General features: G+C 45.8%; 19 protein-coding genes. 2 read left to right on the top strand and 17 right to left on the bottom strand.

Going from position 1 to position 16,425, the window contains the following annotated elements; translation table 11 throughout:
* Positions 1 to 155: 155 nt before the first annotated feature.
* On the bottom strand, positions 156 to 1,577 hold the full coding sequence (locus tag QWT69_RS01715) for a helix-turn-helix transcriptional regulator (protein WP_317968362.1): 1,422 nt from the start codon (positions 1,575 to 1,577) through the stop codon (positions 156 to 158).
* 91 nt (positions 1,578 to 1,668) lie between these two features.
* On the opposite strand from QWT69_RS01715, the gene hutG reads away from it, so the two are divergent.
* The gene (gene hutG / locus QWT69_RS01710; RefSeq protein WP_317968360.1) at positions 1,669 to 2,604 is read left to right on the top strand and encodes a formimidoylglutamase; all 936 of its coding nucleotides are present in this window, start codon (positions 1,669 to 1,671) and stop codon (positions 2,602 to 2,604) included.
* Positions 2,605 to 2,651: 47 nt separating this feature from the next.
* Here the strand turns inward: hutG and QWT69_RS01705 are convergent, their stop codons facing one another.
* The 9 genes from QWT69_RS01705 to QWT69_RS01665 form a co-directional block, all read right to left on the bottom strand.
* Positions 2,652 to 3,578, bottom strand: coding sequence for an ArsA family ATPase (locus QWT69_RS01705; RefSeq protein WP_317968358.1), 927 nt, complete (start codon positions 3,576 to 3,578; stop codon positions 2,652 to 2,654).
* A gap of 14 nt (positions 3,579 to 3,592) precedes the next feature.
* The gene (locus tag QWT69_RS01700) at positions 3,593 to 3,850 is read right to left on the bottom strand and encodes a cory-CC-star protein (RefSeq protein ID WP_317968356.1); all 258 of its coding nucleotides are present in this window, start codon (positions 3,848 to 3,850) and stop codon (positions 3,593 to 3,595) included.
* Between the two features lie 17 nt (positions 3,851 to 3,867).
* Positions 3,868 to 5,610: a carbon starvation CstA family protein gene (locus QWT69_RS01695; RefSeq protein WP_317968355.1), complete on the bottom strand. Its 1,743-nt coding sequence runs from the start codon at positions 5,608 to 5,610 to the stop codon at positions 3,868 to 3,870.
* Between the two features lie 320 nt (positions 5,611 to 5,930).
* Positions 5,931 to 6,941: a GTP 3',8-cyclase MoaA gene (gene moaA / locus QWT69_RS01690; protein ID WP_317968354.1), complete on the bottom strand. Its 1,011-nt coding sequence runs from the start codon at positions 6,939 to 6,941 to the stop codon at positions 5,931 to 5,933.
* Entirely contained in the window at positions 6,922 to 7,515 is a 594-nt protein-coding gene (gene mobA, locus QWT69_RS01685) for a molybdenum cofactor guanylyltransferase (RefSeq protein WP_317968353.1), read from the bottom strand. Before mobA ends, moaA begins: the two co-directional genes overlap by 20 nt.
* Positions 7,515 to 7,748: a molybdopterin converting factor subunit 1 gene (gene moaD / locus QWT69_RS01680; protein WP_317968351.1), complete on the bottom strand. Its 234-nt coding sequence runs from the start codon at positions 7,746 to 7,748 to the stop codon at positions 7,515 to 7,517. The genes mobA and moaD overlap by 1 nt, the downstream gene beginning before the upstream one ends.
* A complete protein-coding gene (locus QWT69_RS01675) occupies positions 7,745 to 8,191 on the bottom strand; it encodes a molybdenum cofactor biosynthesis protein MoaE (protein WP_317968349.1) in 447 nt (148 codons plus the stop codon). Before QWT69_RS01675 ends, moaD begins: the two co-directional genes overlap by 4 nt.
* Positions 8,178 to 8,690 (bottom strand): molybdopterin-guanine dinucleotide biosynthesis protein B, encoded by a 513-nt coding sequence (mobB, locus tag QWT69_RS01670; RefSeq protein ID WP_317968347.1) that lies wholly within the window; start codon positions 8,688 to 8,690, stop codon positions 8,178 to 8,180. Before mobB ends, QWT69_RS01675 begins: the two co-directional genes overlap by 14 nt.
* Positions 8,687 to 9,943 (bottom strand): molybdopterin molybdotransferase MoeA, encoded by a 1,257-nt coding sequence (locus QWT69_RS01665; RefSeq protein WP_317968345.1) that lies wholly within the window; start codon positions 9,941 to 9,943, stop codon positions 8,687 to 8,689. Before QWT69_RS01665 ends, mobB begins: the two co-directional genes overlap by 4 nt.
* 89 nt (positions 9,944 to 10,032) lie before the next feature.
* On the opposite strand from QWT69_RS01665, the gene moaC reads away from it, so the two are divergent.
* A complete protein-coding gene (gene moaC / locus QWT69_RS01660; protein WP_317968343.1) occupies positions 10,033 to 10,524 on the top strand; it encodes a cyclic pyranopterin monophosphate synthase MoaC in 492 nt (163 codons plus the stop codon).
* A gap of 17 nt (positions 10,525 to 10,541) precedes the next feature.
* Here moaC and QWT69_RS01655 read toward each other — a convergent pair whose 3' ends face one another.
* Genes QWT69_RS01655 through QWT69_RS01625 form a run of 7 tightly spaced genes read right to left on the bottom strand, consistent with a single transcriptional unit; the run spans position 10,542 to position 16,408 of the window.
* Positions 10,542 to 11,036 carry a MogA/MoaB family molybdenum cofactor biosynthesis protein gene (locus tag QWT69_RS01655; protein ID WP_431312305.1) on the bottom strand — a complete coding sequence of 165 codons (495 nt, stop codon included), beginning with the start codon at positions 11,034 to 11,036 and terminating at the stop codon, positions 10,542 to 10,544.
* A gap of 24 nt (positions 11,037 to 11,060) precedes the next feature.
* Positions 11,061 to 12,080 carry a ThiF family adenylyltransferase gene (locus QWT69_RS01650; protein ID WP_317968339.1) on the bottom strand — a complete coding sequence of 340 codons (1,020 nt, stop codon included), beginning with the start codon at positions 12,078 to 12,080 and terminating at the stop codon, positions 11,061 to 11,063.
* A gap of 46 nt (positions 12,081 to 12,126) precedes the next feature.
* Complete coding sequence (locus QWT69_RS01645; RefSeq protein WP_317968337.1) at positions 12,127 to 13,638, bottom strand: nitrate/nitrite transporter; 1,512 nt, start codon at positions 13,636 to 13,638, stop codon at positions 12,127 to 12,129.
* A 56-nt stretch (positions 13,639 to 13,694) separates the two neighbouring features.
* On the bottom strand, positions 13,695 to 14,228 hold the full coding sequence (locus tag QWT69_RS01640) for a hemerythrin domain-containing protein (protein WP_431312304.1): 534 nt from the start codon (positions 14,226 to 14,228) through the stop codon (positions 13,695 to 13,697).
* An 8-nt stretch (positions 14,229 to 14,236) separates the two neighbouring features.
* Entirely contained in the window at positions 14,237 to 14,884 is a 648-nt protein-coding gene (locus QWT69_RS01635; protein WP_317968333.1) for a response regulator, read from the bottom strand.
* Positions 14,881 to 15,948, bottom strand: a complete 1,068-nt coding sequence (locus QWT69_RS01630) for a sensor histidine kinase (RefSeq protein WP_317968331.1) — start codon at positions 15,946 to 15,948, stop codon at positions 14,881 to 14,883. Before QWT69_RS01630 ends, QWT69_RS01635 begins: the two co-directional genes overlap by 4 nt.
* Entirely contained in the window at positions 15,932 to 16,408 is a 477-nt protein-coding gene (locus tag QWT69_RS01625) for a GAF domain-containing protein (RefSeq protein WP_317968329.1), read from the bottom strand. The genes QWT69_RS01630 and QWT69_RS01625 overlap by 17 nt, the downstream gene beginning before the upstream one ends.
* Positions 16,409 to 16,425 lie beyond the last annotated feature (17 nt).

Genomic DNA, 16,425 nt, shown 5'->3' with positions numbered 1-16,425 from the left:
AGGGAAAGTTCAGTTAATAATTTATAGATTGATTGCTTTTTTAAGTTATATCTCATACTTTAAAGTGATTTTACACTTCCGATACCATTCGTATGTATTTTATTCTATAAATAGGTGATAAGTTTTTCCCTATCACCTATTTCTCAGAGATTGTATTAGCTCATCCTGAATTGATAGGGTGTCATGTGCATTACTTCTTTAAATCGTTTGCTAAAATAAGTCGCGTGGGTGAATCCAGTAGATTCGGATACTTCGCCAATTGCCAAATCTGTCTCTTTCAATAACCGCTTCGCTTCTGCAATACGAATTTCCAACAGCTCATCGCTGAAAGATTTTCCCACTTCGTTTGTATACTTCCGGCTCAATGTACTTTTATGGATGTGCAATTCTTCTGCACATGCCGCCAAATTCCAGGAGGCATCCCAGTAATTCGCGTTCATTCGTTCCCGCACTTTATCGACCAGACTCCCCTTCTGTTGCATTTCTCCAGAAGACGCTTGAAGCAAATCAGCCATGAACGCAATGAAAGACTGGATAATATCGTACATGACAGGCTCGCGGATGACCGATTGAAAGAGTGCATGATAGGCTTTCTCGATGGAGTACGATTTCAGCGCTTTTGTTGTCATATATCTCCGAACTTGTGCAAGTATACTCGTCAAACGAACGCGTACCATTTCGGGATCAGGATAAGGAGATTCAACGGTTAGAAAGTCTTGTTCCACCCACTTGCGGATGTCTTCCATTTGCTGTTTCTCAAGCATTTCCACCCATTTCCGTTGCTCGATCGGTGACAAAAACGGCTCCATGTCCCGCCAATGAAGTTCTTCCTGTTCAACCGACAAAATATCATACCCGTCATAAAAGATTCGTTCATGAAGACGGCGCATTTTTTTGTAGAGAGCGCGGTAATTCGTACGGCTTTCATCCGCATGTAAATAGATTGTCAATAGCGCATCCGATTGCAATTTCCATTGTGAATAAAAGATTGTATACGCTTCTTGAAGGGTTTTCAGCTCTTTCAATCTATGGACGACGAGCACAAAGTCGGAAAACGGGAAGATGTCGTAAGCCGTTGGGAAATCATGCATGTCCAGTTCGCGGACGAGATGGTCGAGTTCGTCTACTCGTGATGGCGCGATTAAACTTAACAGCACTGGCGTTTGAACTTCCGTTTCGCCGATGAGCAGGTTTTCGTATGTCACGATGTCGGTACGTTGTTGGACGGGTCTGTTGAGCTGTGCGAATTCGTTCCGCCAACGGAAACGGATTTGCTGGATTTGTCTGATGAGCCTATCCGGTTGGAAGGGTCGGAATAAGATGTCTTCCGCTTTTAAGGTTAGCGCTTTGTAGACGGTTTGGAATGTTCGTTCAGATGAGATGCCGAGCCAGATGGCGTGTGGCGGCAGTTCGAATTCCGCGGTTAGCAACTGCATGTCGATGATGTAGAGATATGCGTCTATAGATGGAGCCGCTGGGTCGGCAATGTCCACCTGCACGTCCGTCCATTGTGAGGTGAGGAGCCATTTAACTCCTTGTGCTTCAAGGGGGTCTTTTATGATTAGCACGATTTTCATATGAGCACCTTCCTCTGAATCGTTTGTTGGAATAATCATAATCTAGCGATATACTGTTGGCAAGGAGTCTACTTTAGAAAGGATGAGCTGTATGAGTGAATCCATTTGGTCAGGCAGGATAGATGATACGGCGGATCGTTCAGCTTTCCGCTACCATCAAGTCGTGGAATTGAAGGATGTACGTGAAGCGAAGGATGCATGTGCGATTGTTGGATTTGAATGTGAGGAAGGGGTCCGACGGAACAAAGGACGGTTAGGTGCTGCACAAGCTCCCGATGCATTACGGGGCGAAATTGCGAAGTTGCCTTGGCGTTTTCCTGAAAACGGACGGCTTGTCGATGTCGGCAATATTGCGTGTGTAGGCGAGGCATTGGAAGTTGCACAGCAACAACTGGGTGTTGCCGTAAGTACGCTGCTTTCAAACAGGTCTACGCCAATCATTTTAGGTGGCGGACACGAAACTTTGTACGGCCATTATTTAGGTGTGCGTGAATTTCTCGGTCCTGACGCTTCTCTCGGAATCGTTAATATCGATGCACATTTCGATTTACGTCCATATGACGAGCAAATTTCCTCGGGTACGATGTTCAGGCAGATTTTAGAACAAGATGCGAATGTGGGGTATTTCGTCGCCGGCATCCAACGGTATGGCAATACGCAGGAACTGTTTGACCGGGCGGATGCACTTGGTGTTGAGTACGTACATGAAGATGAAATGATTGCCGGACAGCTCGAGAAATTGATGGATTCGCTGGATGCGTTCATGGACAAGCATGATGCGGTACTACTTACATTATGCACAGATGTCGTGAATGCGGCGTTTGCGCCGGGTGTAAGTGCCCCCTCTCCATTTGGATTGGAGCCGACGACTGTGCGAGAAATTATAAGGAAAGTCGCCGGACACGAGAAGACGCGTTCATTTGATATTTGCGAAGTGAATCCTTCATTGGATGAAAACGGACGAACGGTGAAGCTCGGCGCTCATTTTGTGAATGAAGCAATTGCGGGGTTTATGAAGAATTCATAATGAAATGATAAAACCCGCCAGTTAGATAGGCGGGCTTTCTTCTTTTTTCACGTTAATTGCTCACTAAACTGAGCCAAATCCTTATAGCTTATAATATCTCTCTGAAATAGTGGCACATAGTGAATTTCCTGCCGTTTGAATGACTGCTCGATCATCTCTACATACTTTCGCTCATGCGCTTTTCGTTCAGTCCAAAACTCGCCCTCCACGTGTTCAGGGAGTACTTTATTAACGACGATGGACTTCACTGCAAGCGAATGGCGGTTCAATAATTGAATGGCTTTTTCGGTTTCCAAGATGGGTAGCCGCTCAGGGTTCAAGACGAAAATAAAACCTGTCGTTTGTTCATCCATTAATAGTTCACGAACCTGTGCGAAGCGGCGTTGTCTTTCGGCTAACACTTCGTATATTGGATCGTCAATCGGCTCCCCGTCATTGAGCAGGCGCGAAGAATTGGTGTTTGCCTTTTTCCGTTTTTCCAATAAGCCATGTATCCACACCCCCATCAGTTCAGGCAGTGACAACAAGCGGATCGTATGGCCGGTAGGTGCTGTATCAAAGACGATCTTGTCGTAGGAAGCGCGTTCTTCGAGAATAATGGTGATCAGTTTATCAAATAGAGCTGCTTCATCCGCCCCGGGAGAAGCTTGTGCAGTATCCAATTGGCGGTGCACTTCCTCCATCATACTGGAATGGACGACTCCTTTAATGTTGTTTTTTACGCCTGTGATATACCGTTCCGTCTCAAGCCGCGGATCAATTTCAAGCGCGACTAGCCGTTCTGCTACTTCGACTGGCTTGCCGCCGATTGGTCGACCGAATATATCGCCGACGTTATGGGCTGGATCCGTTGAGACTAAAAGTGTTCGGTACCCGGATGTGGATAGGCGGTGAGCAATGGCTGCCGCCGTTGTCGACTTGCCCACTCCACCCTTCCCCCCAACAAATATGATCTGTTTCGTTAATACGTCCATCGTTTCCCCTCATTTCAACAACAACGGATGCCATGCATCGGAGATTTCTCCATGCCCATCCGTAAATGCCAGTCGTGGAATTTTTCGATCATATACGGATAAAGTTCCAATGTGTAATAGTACGCCGGGTTCGGAATACCGATCATTTCGGAATAAAGAAGAAGGAAAAACAGGTCCTCCTCGTCTCGTAACTCCGCAGCAATTTCTCGGCGATGAGGCAAGCTAATAACTTCTTCATAATAGGAGATCAGTTTTTTCAGGGAATCGATCATGTAAATTCCTCCAACGATTAGTCGTCGATGTCCGTTGATAGCTTCGGATCATTTTTGCCCGACAAGGCGGAAAATGCCGTCAAAATAATCCAGATTGCAAACACGAAGATGATCGCCCCAAAAATGAAGAGCAGCCAATTCGAATTGGAACCAAACCAGGACCACTCAAATACAACTTGCTTGAACATGGCAAGTAATGTCATGAACAGCAGGAAAATCATTGGAATAACAGCTATTAAGTAATTCCTGCCTAGTCGCTTCAGCCATACCGCAATGAGCAATAAACTGATTCCTGCCAATAACTGATTCGCCGTTCCGAATAATGGCCATAGTAAATAGCCGCCTGATCCGAATCCATTCGGCCCTTGTGGAAGGAGAACAAGTGCGGCACTGGATAGAACCGCAACAGATGTCGCGACATGCTTCTTCGCAAGTTTCGGCATATTGTATTCCATTCCGAGTTCAGCAATGATATAGCGCATGAGCCGTACAGATGTATCCAATGTTGTCGCCGCAAAGCTAATAACAATGATCGAAACGATTGTCGTTGCAACATCGGCAGGGATGGCTAAGCCCGTCGCCAATTGGCTCGCTCCTTGCACAAACACAGTAAGTCCCGACCCATTCGCTGCACCAAAACTGCTATAGGTAGCGAGGAATGCATCTTTATTCGGGAAAAAGGTGATGACTGCAATGATTGAAATAAGTGCTAGAATTCCTTCACCTACTGCGCCAAGATAGCCGACGAACCGTGCGTCCGTTTCTTTATTCAACTGCTTCGATGAAGTCCCGGACGAAACGAGTCCGTGGAATCCTGAAATGGCCCCGCAGGCAATCGTTATGAATAAAAGCGGAAACCACGATACATCTGAAGTGGCATTTGTCATAGGTGCCGTGATTGTAGGGTTCGTAAATAGCAAGCCCAAATAGAGAATACCAAGACCGACAACCAGCTGATGGGAGTTAATGAAATCACGCGGCTGCAGCAAACGCCAAACCGGCAGCGTGGAAGCGAAATAGACATACACCATTAAAATCATGATCCAGATGAAAAATGCTGTCGACACAGAACCGAGACCAAATAGTCCTGCCCCTTCCGCACCGCCCATGTATTGAACAAGATCGATCTGCAGAAAACCCACTTTACTGGAGACGACTGCTGTAAAGTACATGACCCCCAATGCAATGAGCGAAGGGACAAGCATCTTCTTTTGGCGCTTATAAACGGCAGTACCGATCCAAATTGCGAGCGGAATCTGGATGAAGACTGGGATAACGCTCGCCGGGAATTTGATGAACAAGTTGGAAATGACCCAAGCAAATACGGCATTCACCATTAAAACAAGGATGAGGATAATGAATAAAAACAGAATCTTTGCTCGCTGTCCAATTAACTTATTCGCTAATGTACCGACCGACTGTCCTTTATTACGTACGGATAGCACCAATGTCCCGAAATCATGGACACCTGCAGCGAAAACCGTTCCTAACACAACCCATAGCAGGGCAGGCAACCAGCCCCAATAGACCGCTATTGCAGGACCTAGTATCGGTGCTGCACCAGCAACTGATGTGAAATGGTGGCCCCATAGTACAAACTTGTTCGTCGGAACAAAATCGACGCCATCTTTGTATCGATGCGCAGGCGTCACGTAATTCGGGTCGAGCTTAAAAATCTTTACAGCAACAAATTTTGAATAATACCGATAGCCCAGCGCAAAAACAACCATCCCTGCCAATGCAATAATAATTGCACTCAATTCCCTTTCCTCCATTCCGCTTCTATTTGCACTTCGTTCCAGCTACTCGTACAGACCGTTTCCAAGCAAAGGTGTTCCCGCTTTTCGTGCTATTACAATCTATTAAGAGGGACAACTACATATGCCTTCCTTCAAAATATTGTGCTGGGAATTTAACGCGAAACAACTTGCAGCAATAGTAAGAGGAGCAAATCGATCGATCCTGTATTTGTATCGATCGAACAACTAGCAAAGGAAACTACCATTTCAAGCTCTTCTAACCACTCACCAAGGCAGTTTTCGGCACAAAAAAAATGCTCCGCAGCAGCGAAGCACTTTATTCATCCACCTATATAACTCATATTGATCTTCTTCCGGTTTTTCACTGTCTGTTCCGTCCGTTCATCTGAATAGCGATCCGCACGGCGTTCCCACACACCCGTTATCGCTGCAAGCAACTCTTCATCCGTCATCCCACTGCGGATTAGCTCACGCAAGTCGAATCCTTCTGACGCGAACAGGCATGTATACAACTTGCCATCTGAAGACAACCGCGCTCTTGTGCACGATGAGCAGAACGATTCCGAGACCGATGTGATGAACCCGACTTCAGCATCCGTCCCGACATATCGGTAACGCTTCGCCACTTCACCGAAATACTCTTCTTCAGAAGGTTCCATCTCGTATTCAGCCGCAAGCCGTTCATAAATTTCCTTCTTCGTCACGACACTTTCAAAACTCCAGCCATTGTCATTGCCGACATCCATGAATTCAATATAGCGCAATGTAATATCCCTTTCTTTGAAATACGCCGCCATCGGAAGGATTTCGCTTTCATTGACACCTTTTTTCACGACCATATTCACCTTGATTGTAAAGCCGATTTCTTTCGCGCGGTCAATATTCTTCAGGATCAGGTCAGGCTTAATGCCACGGCCATTCATCTTACCGAAAATATCCGGATCAAGTGCATCCAAACTCATATTCAAGCGTCGTAAACCTGCATCGTATAACGGTTGTGCATATTGGCCAAGCAGTACGCCATTCGTCGTCAGTCCGATATCTTCTATTCCATCGATTTTCGTCAGCTTATCAATCAAATCCGGGAGACCCCTACGCATGAGCGGTTCTCCGCCAGTCAAGCGCAACTTTTTCACACCGAGTGCTGCAAAGAGGCGCGCAAACCGTTCCATCTCTTCAAACGAAAGCAGCTCACTTTTCGGCAGGAACACATAATCGTCTCCGAAAATCTCTTTTGGCATGCAATAGGTGCACCTGAAATTACAGCGGTCCGTAACGGAAATCCGTAAATCACGGATCGGGCGGCCTAATTTATCTACAATCGGATTCATCTAGGTCAACTCCTCTCAAGATGTCCGGAGTATTCACATTCTTTAGGACGTGTTGGGGATTGTCACTTAACGTAATGCCTTCAATCCATTTCACGCCAAGCTTTTCCTGCACTTTCATCACTTTGCGCTGTCCGCTTTCAAGTGCAGACAGCAATTCCACTTTCGCCTTACCCGACCAAACAGACACAAGCGGATGCAGTTTCCCTTCCTGTACGACAGCCGTTACAGCTGACTCATGCCTTTCGACTAGCCTGGCAATCACTTCACTCGTCATGAACGGCATATCACACGGCAATACGATATATCGATCAGCATCAACCGCATCCATGCCGGATAAGATCCCCGCAAGCGGTCCCTCTCCCGCAACTTCCGCAAGATCCGTCACTACTCGTAATGTGTGGTCAAACTTTCCAGCCAATTCCGGTCTTGTCACGATGACAACTTCATCACAATACGGTGCCAGCACATTCATTGCCAGTTCATAGAAATAAAACCCATTCCACTTCGCAAACGCCTTCGGTGAACCATACCTGCTCGATAATCCACCTGCAAGAACGACGCCAACCGTCTTCATTAGCCCCCACTCACGGGCGGGATGAAGGCGCATATATCACCTGAACGGATCGGATCATCTTTCAGGGCATACTCCTCATTCACCGCAACTTGAATTGTGTCAGCTCCAAAACCGGGATACGTATTTTCTGCCCACTCCAACAGTTCCTTAACTGTCATTGAGTCGCGATTGAGCGTCTCCTGGCCTTTACCCGTCAACTCCCGCAACCGCGCGAAATAATTTACTTGTATCATTGTTGTTCAACCCCCTTTTCAGGATATTTCTTCTGTGCGCCAATCCACTCTTCTCCGTCTTCCCAAATCTCTTTTTTCCAGATCGGAACGACTTCCTTAATGCGGTCAATCGCATATTCATTCGCTTCATACGCCGCCTTGCGATGCGGAGAAGAAACAGCGATGACAACAGCGATATCCGACACTTGCAATTCACCAATTCGATGCGCAATCGCCACACGGATTCCCGGCCACTTCACTTCCATTTCCGCACCGATTTCCGCAAGTTTTTTTTCCGCCATCGGGATATACGCTTCATACGCTAAATATAACGTCTTCACACCATGTGTCCACTCTCGTACGTTGCCAGTGAAAATCGTAACCGCGCCCGCTGCAGGATGAAGAACATAATCAGAATACCGCTTGATATCTATAGGTGTTTCTACAATTTCATATTGTTTCATCGCCAGTCCCCTCCTCCACCCATTCATTGAACCACTTATCGATTTCAGTATGCTGTTCTCTATTTGTTATTTGAGGACAATCAACAGCGAAATCCGGACTACCAATAATAAGAATCCGGCCTTGCAAAAGACTGAGTGTCTGCCAATCTTCTTCGTCGCGAACGAGAATCACTTTATCGCCTCGTTCCTCTTTATACCCTTCAACAAGTAGGATGTCGGGCTTTCCGGTTGCCGCCATCTCTTTTAGACGGAGGAAATCAGGCTCTTCATTCCAGATGAACTGCATAGCTCCGCCACCCGCCACAACTGTCGCATTAGCACCATTCTTTAAAAATTGGTTCGTATCCGTATCATTGTCCGCCAGATCCGGTTTCCCGCCATGTCCATGATGCTTCAATACCGCAACTGTCAGGCCTCTTTGCTTCAATACACGAATCCACCTCGCGATCAGTGTTGTCTTCCCGCTATTTTTATAGCCGACGATGTGAAGCGTCTTCACAACGTCCACTCACTGACGCCAAGCTCACTTCCTAGTAGGAGGATATCCACTTCATCACCTGTCGAAAACCCTCTCGTACCGCTAGGCAATACGATGATGCAATTGCCGCGAGCGATTGAAGAGACTGCACTGGATTTATTGAAACCTGCAGGCACTGCAATGACGCCTGTCGGAGTGAACTCCCAAGAAGCACGGACAAAACGTGTAAACGGATTCGGCTTTTTGAAATCTTCACCTAATATAGCTTTCATTCTTGGCATATACGGGTTTGTGCCTCCCATCATCCCAAGAATAGCTGGTCTTGTAAACAATTCGAAACCGGTAAAACAGGCGGAAGGGTTACCCGACAATCCGAATAATAATTTGCCGTTAAGCTCTGCAACTGTCGTGACACTACCTGGACGCATCGCTACTTTGTTGAATAATATCTTGGCACCTAAGCGTTCGTAAATGGCAGGCAAGTAATCATAATCACCGACTGAGACGCCGCCTGTCGTAATTAGCATGTCTGTTTCAGCTAAGGCTTTTTCCACGACGAACGTACACATGTCGAGCTCATCCGCAGCCATTCCGTACGATTTATAAGAGATATCCATACGATCGAGCTGCGCGCGAATCATTGGACCGTTCGAATTGCGTATTTTACCTGGAACTAGCTCATCATCCACGTTCAACAATTCGGTTCCTGTCGAAAGAATACCGACGACGGGAGTAATGGCGACTTCTACAAACGCATAACCGAATGTCGCGAGTAATGCGATTGTTCCCGGGTGGATGAGTGTGCCTGCCTCAATAAGCAATTCGCCTTCTTTACAATCTTCACCTTGTACCGAAATATTCTCCCCTGCATCGAATGGTTTGCGCAATGTGAACCCATTTTCATTTTCCACCGTCTGTTCAAACATGACGACAGCATCTGCATTTTTAGGGATTTGCGCGCCTGTCATAATCCGATATGCTTCCTTTTCACCGATCGGTTTATCTCCAAGGAGACCTGCACCAATTTCGCCGATTACGTGGAAAGGCATACGGTTTTCACCTGATGCACCAGCGGAATCGATTGCACGGATTGCAAATCCATCATATGGCGATCGGTCAAAAGGAGGTACATCGTGTTTGGCGATAATCGGTGCCGCCAGTATTCTTCCATACGCATTTTCAAGTGGAACGATTTCCGTCCCCAGGTGCGTAACATGCTCCATGACTTGACGAATAGCTTCAGTAACTGGAATCGGTTTTCTTATTTCGACCATGCGAATCTTCTCCTATCTTCTGCTATACTGAAAGTTGACGATATATGACTGAAAAATTATTCTAACCACCCTTGAAAGGACTGAGTGCAATGTCTGAACTGACGCATTTTAATGACCAAGGACGCGCCAAGATGGTTGATGTCTCCGATAAATCTGTAACGACTAGAACTGCAGTTGCTATTTCATCCATCGTTGTGAATGAACTGATTCATTCGCAAATCACCGAAGGGACGAATAAAAAAGGAGATGTCTTCGCCGTTGCGCAAGTTGCTGCCATCATGGCGGCTAAAAACACGTCATCCCTCATCCCAATGTGTCACCCGATTCCTCTAACTGGTGTCGACGTCCACTTTGAATGGCAGATTGACGAATCAAACAACCGATATGAAGTACATATCCAAGCAGAAGTGAAAACGAAAGGCGTTACGGGTGTTGAGATGGAAGCGTTGACTGCTGCCTCTGCCGCTGCGTTAACGATTTATGATATGTGCAAAGCCGCCGGCAAAGAGATGATCATTGGTCCAACAATGCTATTGAAAAAGACCGGCGGCAAGAATGGAGATTTCGAGCGGGCTCTGTAATGACAGAACCGCTTTTTTCATTTCGTTATTTCATGAATGATATGGTGCAGCTCAGGGATAATCAGTTTCTCCATCGCCAGTTCGACCGCCTTGGACGATCCAGGCAGTGCGAACAGCACTTTCTCCCCGATTACACCCGCAGTCGCACGGCTCAACAACGCTTTAGATCCGACGTCTTCCGTATAACTAAGGAAACGGAAGAGCTCACCGAATCCGTCAAGACTTTTATTGAATAGCGGTGCGACTGTCTCGATTGTCTGATCACGTTTGCTAATGCCCGAACCGCCTGTAATGATGATTGCTTGAATAGCGTCATGCCTCATATAATCTGCCACGACTGTCATAATCTCAGCAGGGTCATCCGTACAAATCCGGTAATCCCCGATTCGGTGACCGGCACTCTCTGCCATCCGGATAATTGTTGCACCGCTTTTATCCGTCTCTTTCTTTCTTGTATCACTTACCGTCAACACTCCGATAATTACCGGTTGTTTTGTATCTATTTCTGTCAAATGCGACACTCCATACACCTTCCCTTATCCAAAAAAGTGATGATATAGCTTACGTCCTTCTTGCCTATCACGCAATCCATGAATGAGCAGTCGGCCGTTTTGAAACAGGACACAACGATAACCACTTGCGTGGAATTCTACGAAGAAGGGCGTCATTTTATAGTCTGCTCCTAATCGCTCCGCGAGCCGTCTTCCGTCTGCAAGTGTCAGTGAACGATTGCGATCAGGAATAATCTGGACGGTATCCCTACCGCATAACACGGCGTAATTTGTCCCTTCCGCTTGATCGATGGAAGGGTATGTAGGTATTTCCCCGCATGTTTCACATGCTTTGTTGCGTAACCGTGAAATTCCTGCTTCCACTTGTGTATTGTTCCACACATCAAAATGGAGTAGCTTCGTCATCATTGACTCTTTGTTGCCCGTCAACCACTTTAACGCTTCTGCTGCCTGTCTCGCCGCTACGATTTGAACAGCTGGCGCTATAATGCCTGCAGTATCACATGTTTCATTAACCGAAGGAATGACAGGCAACAAACAGCGGAAGCAAGCCGTTTCACCCGGTACGAACGAAAAGACAGTGCCTGAACTACCGACACAAGCTCCATAAATCCACGGTATCCCTTTTTTCCAGGCAACATCATTCATCAGTAGCCTTGTCTCAAAGTTATCGGTCGCATCCATAATCAGGTCAGCACCGTCCGCCACTTCTTCCAATAACGGTCCGTCGATATGGTCTAGCACTGTATGGATTTCACAATCCGAACGAATTTCTTTCAAGCGACGTGCCGCTGCCACCACTTTCGGTGTACCTTCCAACGCGTCCTGCTCCGTAAATAACTGTTGCCTTTGCAGATTGGACAACTCGACATAATCGCGATCAGCTATCGTCAATTTGCCGACGCCAGCCCTGACGAGTGTCTCTGAAATAGGTGAGCCCAACGCGCCGCAACCGATGATAACGACATGGGCATCCTTCAATAAGGCCTGACCTGCATTACCAATTGGTTTGAACAGCGTCTGACGAGAATATCTATTGTCCATTTCCGTCACCACTCCTTACTTTCAATGAAGCGAGGGCTTCCGATCATTACGATCGGCTGCCCTCTTTGGATTGCGGAGTAATATCCGTGAAAGTACCTACATACCGTTCGATATCTCCAGCCTTATTTTGCACGGCATTGATGGTTAATAACTCTAAATACTCAGTGCCGTCTTTGCGTTTATTCCAAACTTCGCCTTGCCAGGAACCTTTATCACCGATGATGCTCCACATGGTTGTATAAAATTGTTTCGATTGTCTGCCTGAACTGAGAAGATTCGGATTACTCCCTACCACTTCTTCTTCAGTATACCCCGTCAGGTTCGTAAATGCAGGGTTAACAGACAGGATTGTGCCATCAGGGTTCGTGACAAGTATCCCTTGTCCTGTAGAATCGAACACTTCTTTTGCCAAGGATAAGCGATCCATATAGTAGAGCCATACAACTAGTACAAGACTGACGAGCGCGACTTGTGAGAATGCCATGAAACCAATAGAATACGATCCCGTCATGGAATGGATTGTAGCCAATAATAACGGAGGGAAGAACCCACCAAGTCCACCCATCATGGAGACGATTCCGTTTGCAATACCCGCTTGCTTATTAAAATAGAATGGAACGAGTTTGAATATAACGCCGTTCCCAATCCCCGCCATTGAAGCGATTAAAATACTGCCTACTGTATACAATTCGATTCCGGGAGAAAACGCCAGAATAATTGCAGCTACAGTCAATCCCGCAAAAGAACCCATGAGCAGGAACAACGGCTGAAACTTATCGGCGAGCCAACCACCGACCGGGCGCAGTAATGTCGCAACAACGATGAATCCAGCCGTTCGCATCCCTGCATCTACTTTCTCCAACTCGAAATAGGTTACGAGGAAATTCGGCAGAAATACGGTAAACGCCACGAACGAACCAAAAGTGATGAAATAGAACAATGAGAAGAACCATAGTTTTTCATTTTTATAAACACCTTTTATCTGTTCAACAATTGGTGTCTTACTTTTCACTTCCTGTTTGTCACCGAAGATAAAGTTCAATGCTACGAAAACTAACAATAGGACTAAGTACAATTTAACTGTCATCGACCAGCCAATTTGAGTGGCAATGACAGGAGCAGCAAATGTCGAAACTGCGGTTCCGATATTCCCCATTCCATAAATCCCATTAACTAATCCATGCTTGGATTTCGGATAATACTTCGGTAACGATGTAACACCTACTGAGAAGACCGCGCCTCCGATACCAAGGAAAGTCCCTCCGATAATCAATCCGGTGAATGTAGATGTCTCACTTATGTAGAACACCGGAAAAAGCAGCAAGATGAAGCTAACCATGAAGATGATACGCGCTCCAAAAACATTCGCATAATAACCTAGGGGGATACGTAAAATCGATCCCAATACGATAGGTACAGCCGTGACAATCGCTAACCTCTCAGGGGGGATTGCAATGTCTTCTGCGATGAATGGGAGTAAGGAAGATATTAGGACCCACACCATGAATCCAACAACCAGGTTTGCGGTCTGTAACGGCAACTGAGCTTTTTTAACCATTCCAATCAGTCCATTTCTGAAAGTAGTAAGTGCATGTTAGATCTGCTTTCTACTAATTAAATGATGGATGTATGAAGTTCCTCCGCCAATTGATCTTGCTCTGTAATACGTAATGTATTAATCACCATCGGAAATACGATTGATTGTTCTTTAACGAAATGAATGATGATTACTTCGAAGGCTTCCCCTGCATCCTTCACCACATCTTTCATTTGCTGTAACGACAAGGCACCCATATCACCCAGTGTATGATGCAGAAAATGGCCGATGTACGCGTCGATCTCTTCGTGTTCCTCTTCAAGCGCCATGATTGGCCCTTGCTCGTCACCAATATACTTAGACAACATAGGAAACAGAATTCCCTCTTCTTTTTCCGTATGGTTCTTAAAAGGTTCGATGAACTCCACGATTAGTTTGCGTAATGTTTTTATCGCTTCTCTCGCTTCTTCCTCCGTATAGATATCACGTTCAAACCCTAATACAATTGCATGCCAACCATCCATCAAATAGGATAGATAGTTATGTTCATTTTCAAGAATGCGTAACGCTGGCAAATCGTTTTTAAATGTATTGGCAGTCGTCAAAATCACACCTCCTGTCAGAAGTTTAGAAATTTCTTTCGCAGTGCATATTCGACGAGCTCAGGCCTGTTTTTCAAATGTAGCTTCTCCATGATTTTAGACTTATGAGCTTCGACGGTTTTTACAGAAATATAAAGCATTTCGGCGATTTCTTTATTGCCATATCCCTTTGCGACAAGTGGCAGGATCTCAATCTCGCGCCGAGAAAGAATTTTATAAGGATCGGTCTCCATTTCATCGAAGTCCTTCTTCACAAACTGTCGAACTAGAGATGTCGCCATGGACGGGTGGATATAAGTACCTCCATCATAAATCGTACGAATAGCCGTCAATAGTTCTTCATCGGGAGAGTTTTTAAGTACATACCCCGATGCTCCGTTTTTCAATACATGAAACAAATACTCTTCGTCATCGTACATCGTTAGAATGATGACTTTCGTTTCCGGAAAATCTTCTTTGATTTTCCCTGTAGCAATCAATCCACTTTCGCCGGGCGGCATGCTCAAATCCATGAGCAATATGTCCGGACGGTGTTTCGCTACTAATTCATATGCTTCCAAACCGTCAGCTGCAGTCGCTACAACATCCATATCATTCTGATAGTTAAGGATGTGCATGAACCCACTTCTCACGACGGCATGATCATCTGCGATAATAATTTTCACAAACCTTCTCCCCCTTCACGAATCGGTACATCCAATAGTACAACCGTTCCTTTTCCTATTTCAGAACGGATTGTTATTGAACCATCGACTAGCTCCGTACGCTCTTTCATGCCGTGAACGCCGAGCCCTGTGCCTTGGGGAGTCGTGTTGTCGATTTGAAAACCCTTCCCTTCATCTGCCACGATTAAACGAAGAAAATTATCTTCCTCATATAAACGGACGACAGCTTCGTCAACATCTGCATATTTCAGCGCATTAAATACCGCTTCTTGACAAATCCGGTAGACGACTGTTTCAATTTCCCCTTCATATCGCTTTGATTGTAGTTCAGGGTGGAAAACGACAACAAAACCGTAATTCTTCTCCAACCATTTAAAATGTGTACGGAACGCCGCTTCAAGACCAAGATCATCTAACGTTGCAGGGCGTAACTCCACGGACAGATGACGGATATCATCTAACAGACGCATTAATGTACCTTCCGTCTGCTCAACTTTCTTCAGAACATCTTTTTCGACATCCATATATTTCAAGACGCGCAAATCTACCAACGAGCTGAGCATTTCTTGTGCCACGCCGTCATGAAGTTCACGCGAAATACGCTTCCGTTCATTCTCCTGCGCCTTGATAACTTGTTTCATTAACTGTTTCTGATTCAGTTCTTCCTGTGTCTTGTATTGCACAGTCAGATCACGCAGCATAAAAGCCCTTATACCCATTTCAGTATCGATGGTTTGAATACTTCCTGAATACGGAATAATGCCTCGTCCCTCTGTTTCGAAATACACTTGGAATGAACCGACATCCTTATCCGGGTCTGACATGTAGCAAGAAACGCACGTCTGTTTTTCTTCTGAACTCGTAAACCCTTTACATGTCAGACAAATCGCATCTGTACTTCCTTGCATCATCCGCGTGTATACATCTTCACTAACAATGTCTTCAGCCGCCTTGTTCATAGACAGCACTTTTCCATTACTATCAAAGAAGAAGATGGCTTCACCCGAATTGCTGTACATTTTCATAAGCAGCGCGGACAGTTGCACATTATTCGTCCGACTCATCGGTCACCATCTCCTTATTATAAAATGGCCCGAACCGGGGTCCTATCCGTTGTTTAAACGCTTCAAACTGCATGGGGGTCAAGCCCATTTCTGTCCGATAACCCACTAGTAATACACCCAGTACACGGTTATATTTATACAGCGGAATGGCGCCGAAACTCTTCAATCCTTCCGCTACGACAATCGGATAGTTGAACAGATCCATCTCTTTCAGTTCTGACTCCGCATCTCCGATATACATTGGTTTTCCCGTCTTGAATACAAGACCGGCAACGCCTTTACCGGACTGGAGTTTAATCCGCCGATACCTTTCACTGCGGTTTCCCGCCACAAATGTCCATTTCAATTCAAATCGCCGTTCGGATGACTGCACAAGCGCAAGCGCAACGTAATCAAATCCGAATTGTTCTTTTAACTGTTCAATTTCATATTGAAAATCAAACATTATCCGCTCTAACATATCTTTTTGCTCCCTAC

Source organism: Sporosarcina oncorhynchi, assembly GCF_033304615.1.
GTDB classification, from domain to species: domain Bacteria; phylum Bacillota; class Bacilli; order Bacillales_A; family Planococcaceae; genus Sporosarcina; species Sporosarcina oncorhynchi.
Note: the sequence above shows the minus strand (reverse complement) of the source record. Positions and strands in the feature narration are given on the sequence as shown.

Coding starts and splice junctions, on each gene's coding strand:
- QWT69_RS01715 (WP_317968362.1), bottom strand. CDS start 1,577: ATGAAAATCGTGCTAATCATAAAAGACCCCCTTGAAGCACAAGGAGTT.
- hutG (WP_317968360.1), top strand. CDS start 1,669: ATGAGTGAATCCATTTGGTCAGGCAGGATAGATGATACGGCGGATCGT.
- QWT69_RS01705 (WP_317968358.1), bottom strand. CDS start 3,578: ATGGACGTATTAACGAAACAGATCATATTTGTTGGGGGGAAGGGTGGA.
- QWT69_RS01700 (WP_317968356.1), bottom strand. CDS start 3,850: ATGATCGATTCCCTGAAAAAACTGATCTCCTATTATGAAGAAGTTATT.
- moaA (WP_317968354.1), bottom strand. CDS start 6,941: ATGAATCCGATTGTAGATAAATTAGGCCGCCCGATCCGTGATTTACGG.
- mobA (WP_317968353.1), bottom strand. CDS start 7,515: ATGAAGACGGTTGGCGTCGTTCTTGCAGGTGGATTATCGAGCAGGTAT.
- moaD (WP_317968351.1), bottom strand. CDS start 7,748: ATGATACAAGTAAATTATTTCGCGCGGTTGCGGGAGTTGACGGGTAAA.
- QWT69_RS01675 (WP_317968349.1), bottom strand. CDS start 8,191: ATGAAACAATATGAAATTGTAGAAACACCTATAGATATCAAGCGGTAT.
- QWT69_RS01665 (WP_317968345.1), bottom strand. CDS start 9,943: ATGGTCGAAATAAGAAAACCGATTCCAGTTACTGAAGCTATTCGTCAA.
- moaC (WP_317968343.1), top strand. CDS start 10,033: ATGTCTGAACTGACGCATTTTAATGACCAAGGACGCGCCAAGATGGTT.
- QWT69_RS01650 (WP_317968339.1), bottom strand. CDS start 12,080: ATGGACAATAGATATTCTCGTCAGACGCTGTTCAAACCAATTGGTAAT.
- QWT69_RS01645 (WP_317968337.1), bottom strand. CDS start 13,638: ATGGTTAAAAAAGCTCAGTTGCCGTTACAGACCGCAAACCTGGTTGTT.
- QWT69_RS01630 (WP_317968331.1), bottom strand. CDS start 15,948: ATGAGTCGGACGAATAATGTGCAACTGTCCGCGCTGCTTATGAAAATG.
- QWT69_RS01625 (WP_317968329.1), bottom strand. CDS start 16,408: ATGTTAGAGCGGATAATGTTTGATTTTCAATATGAAATTGAACAGTTA.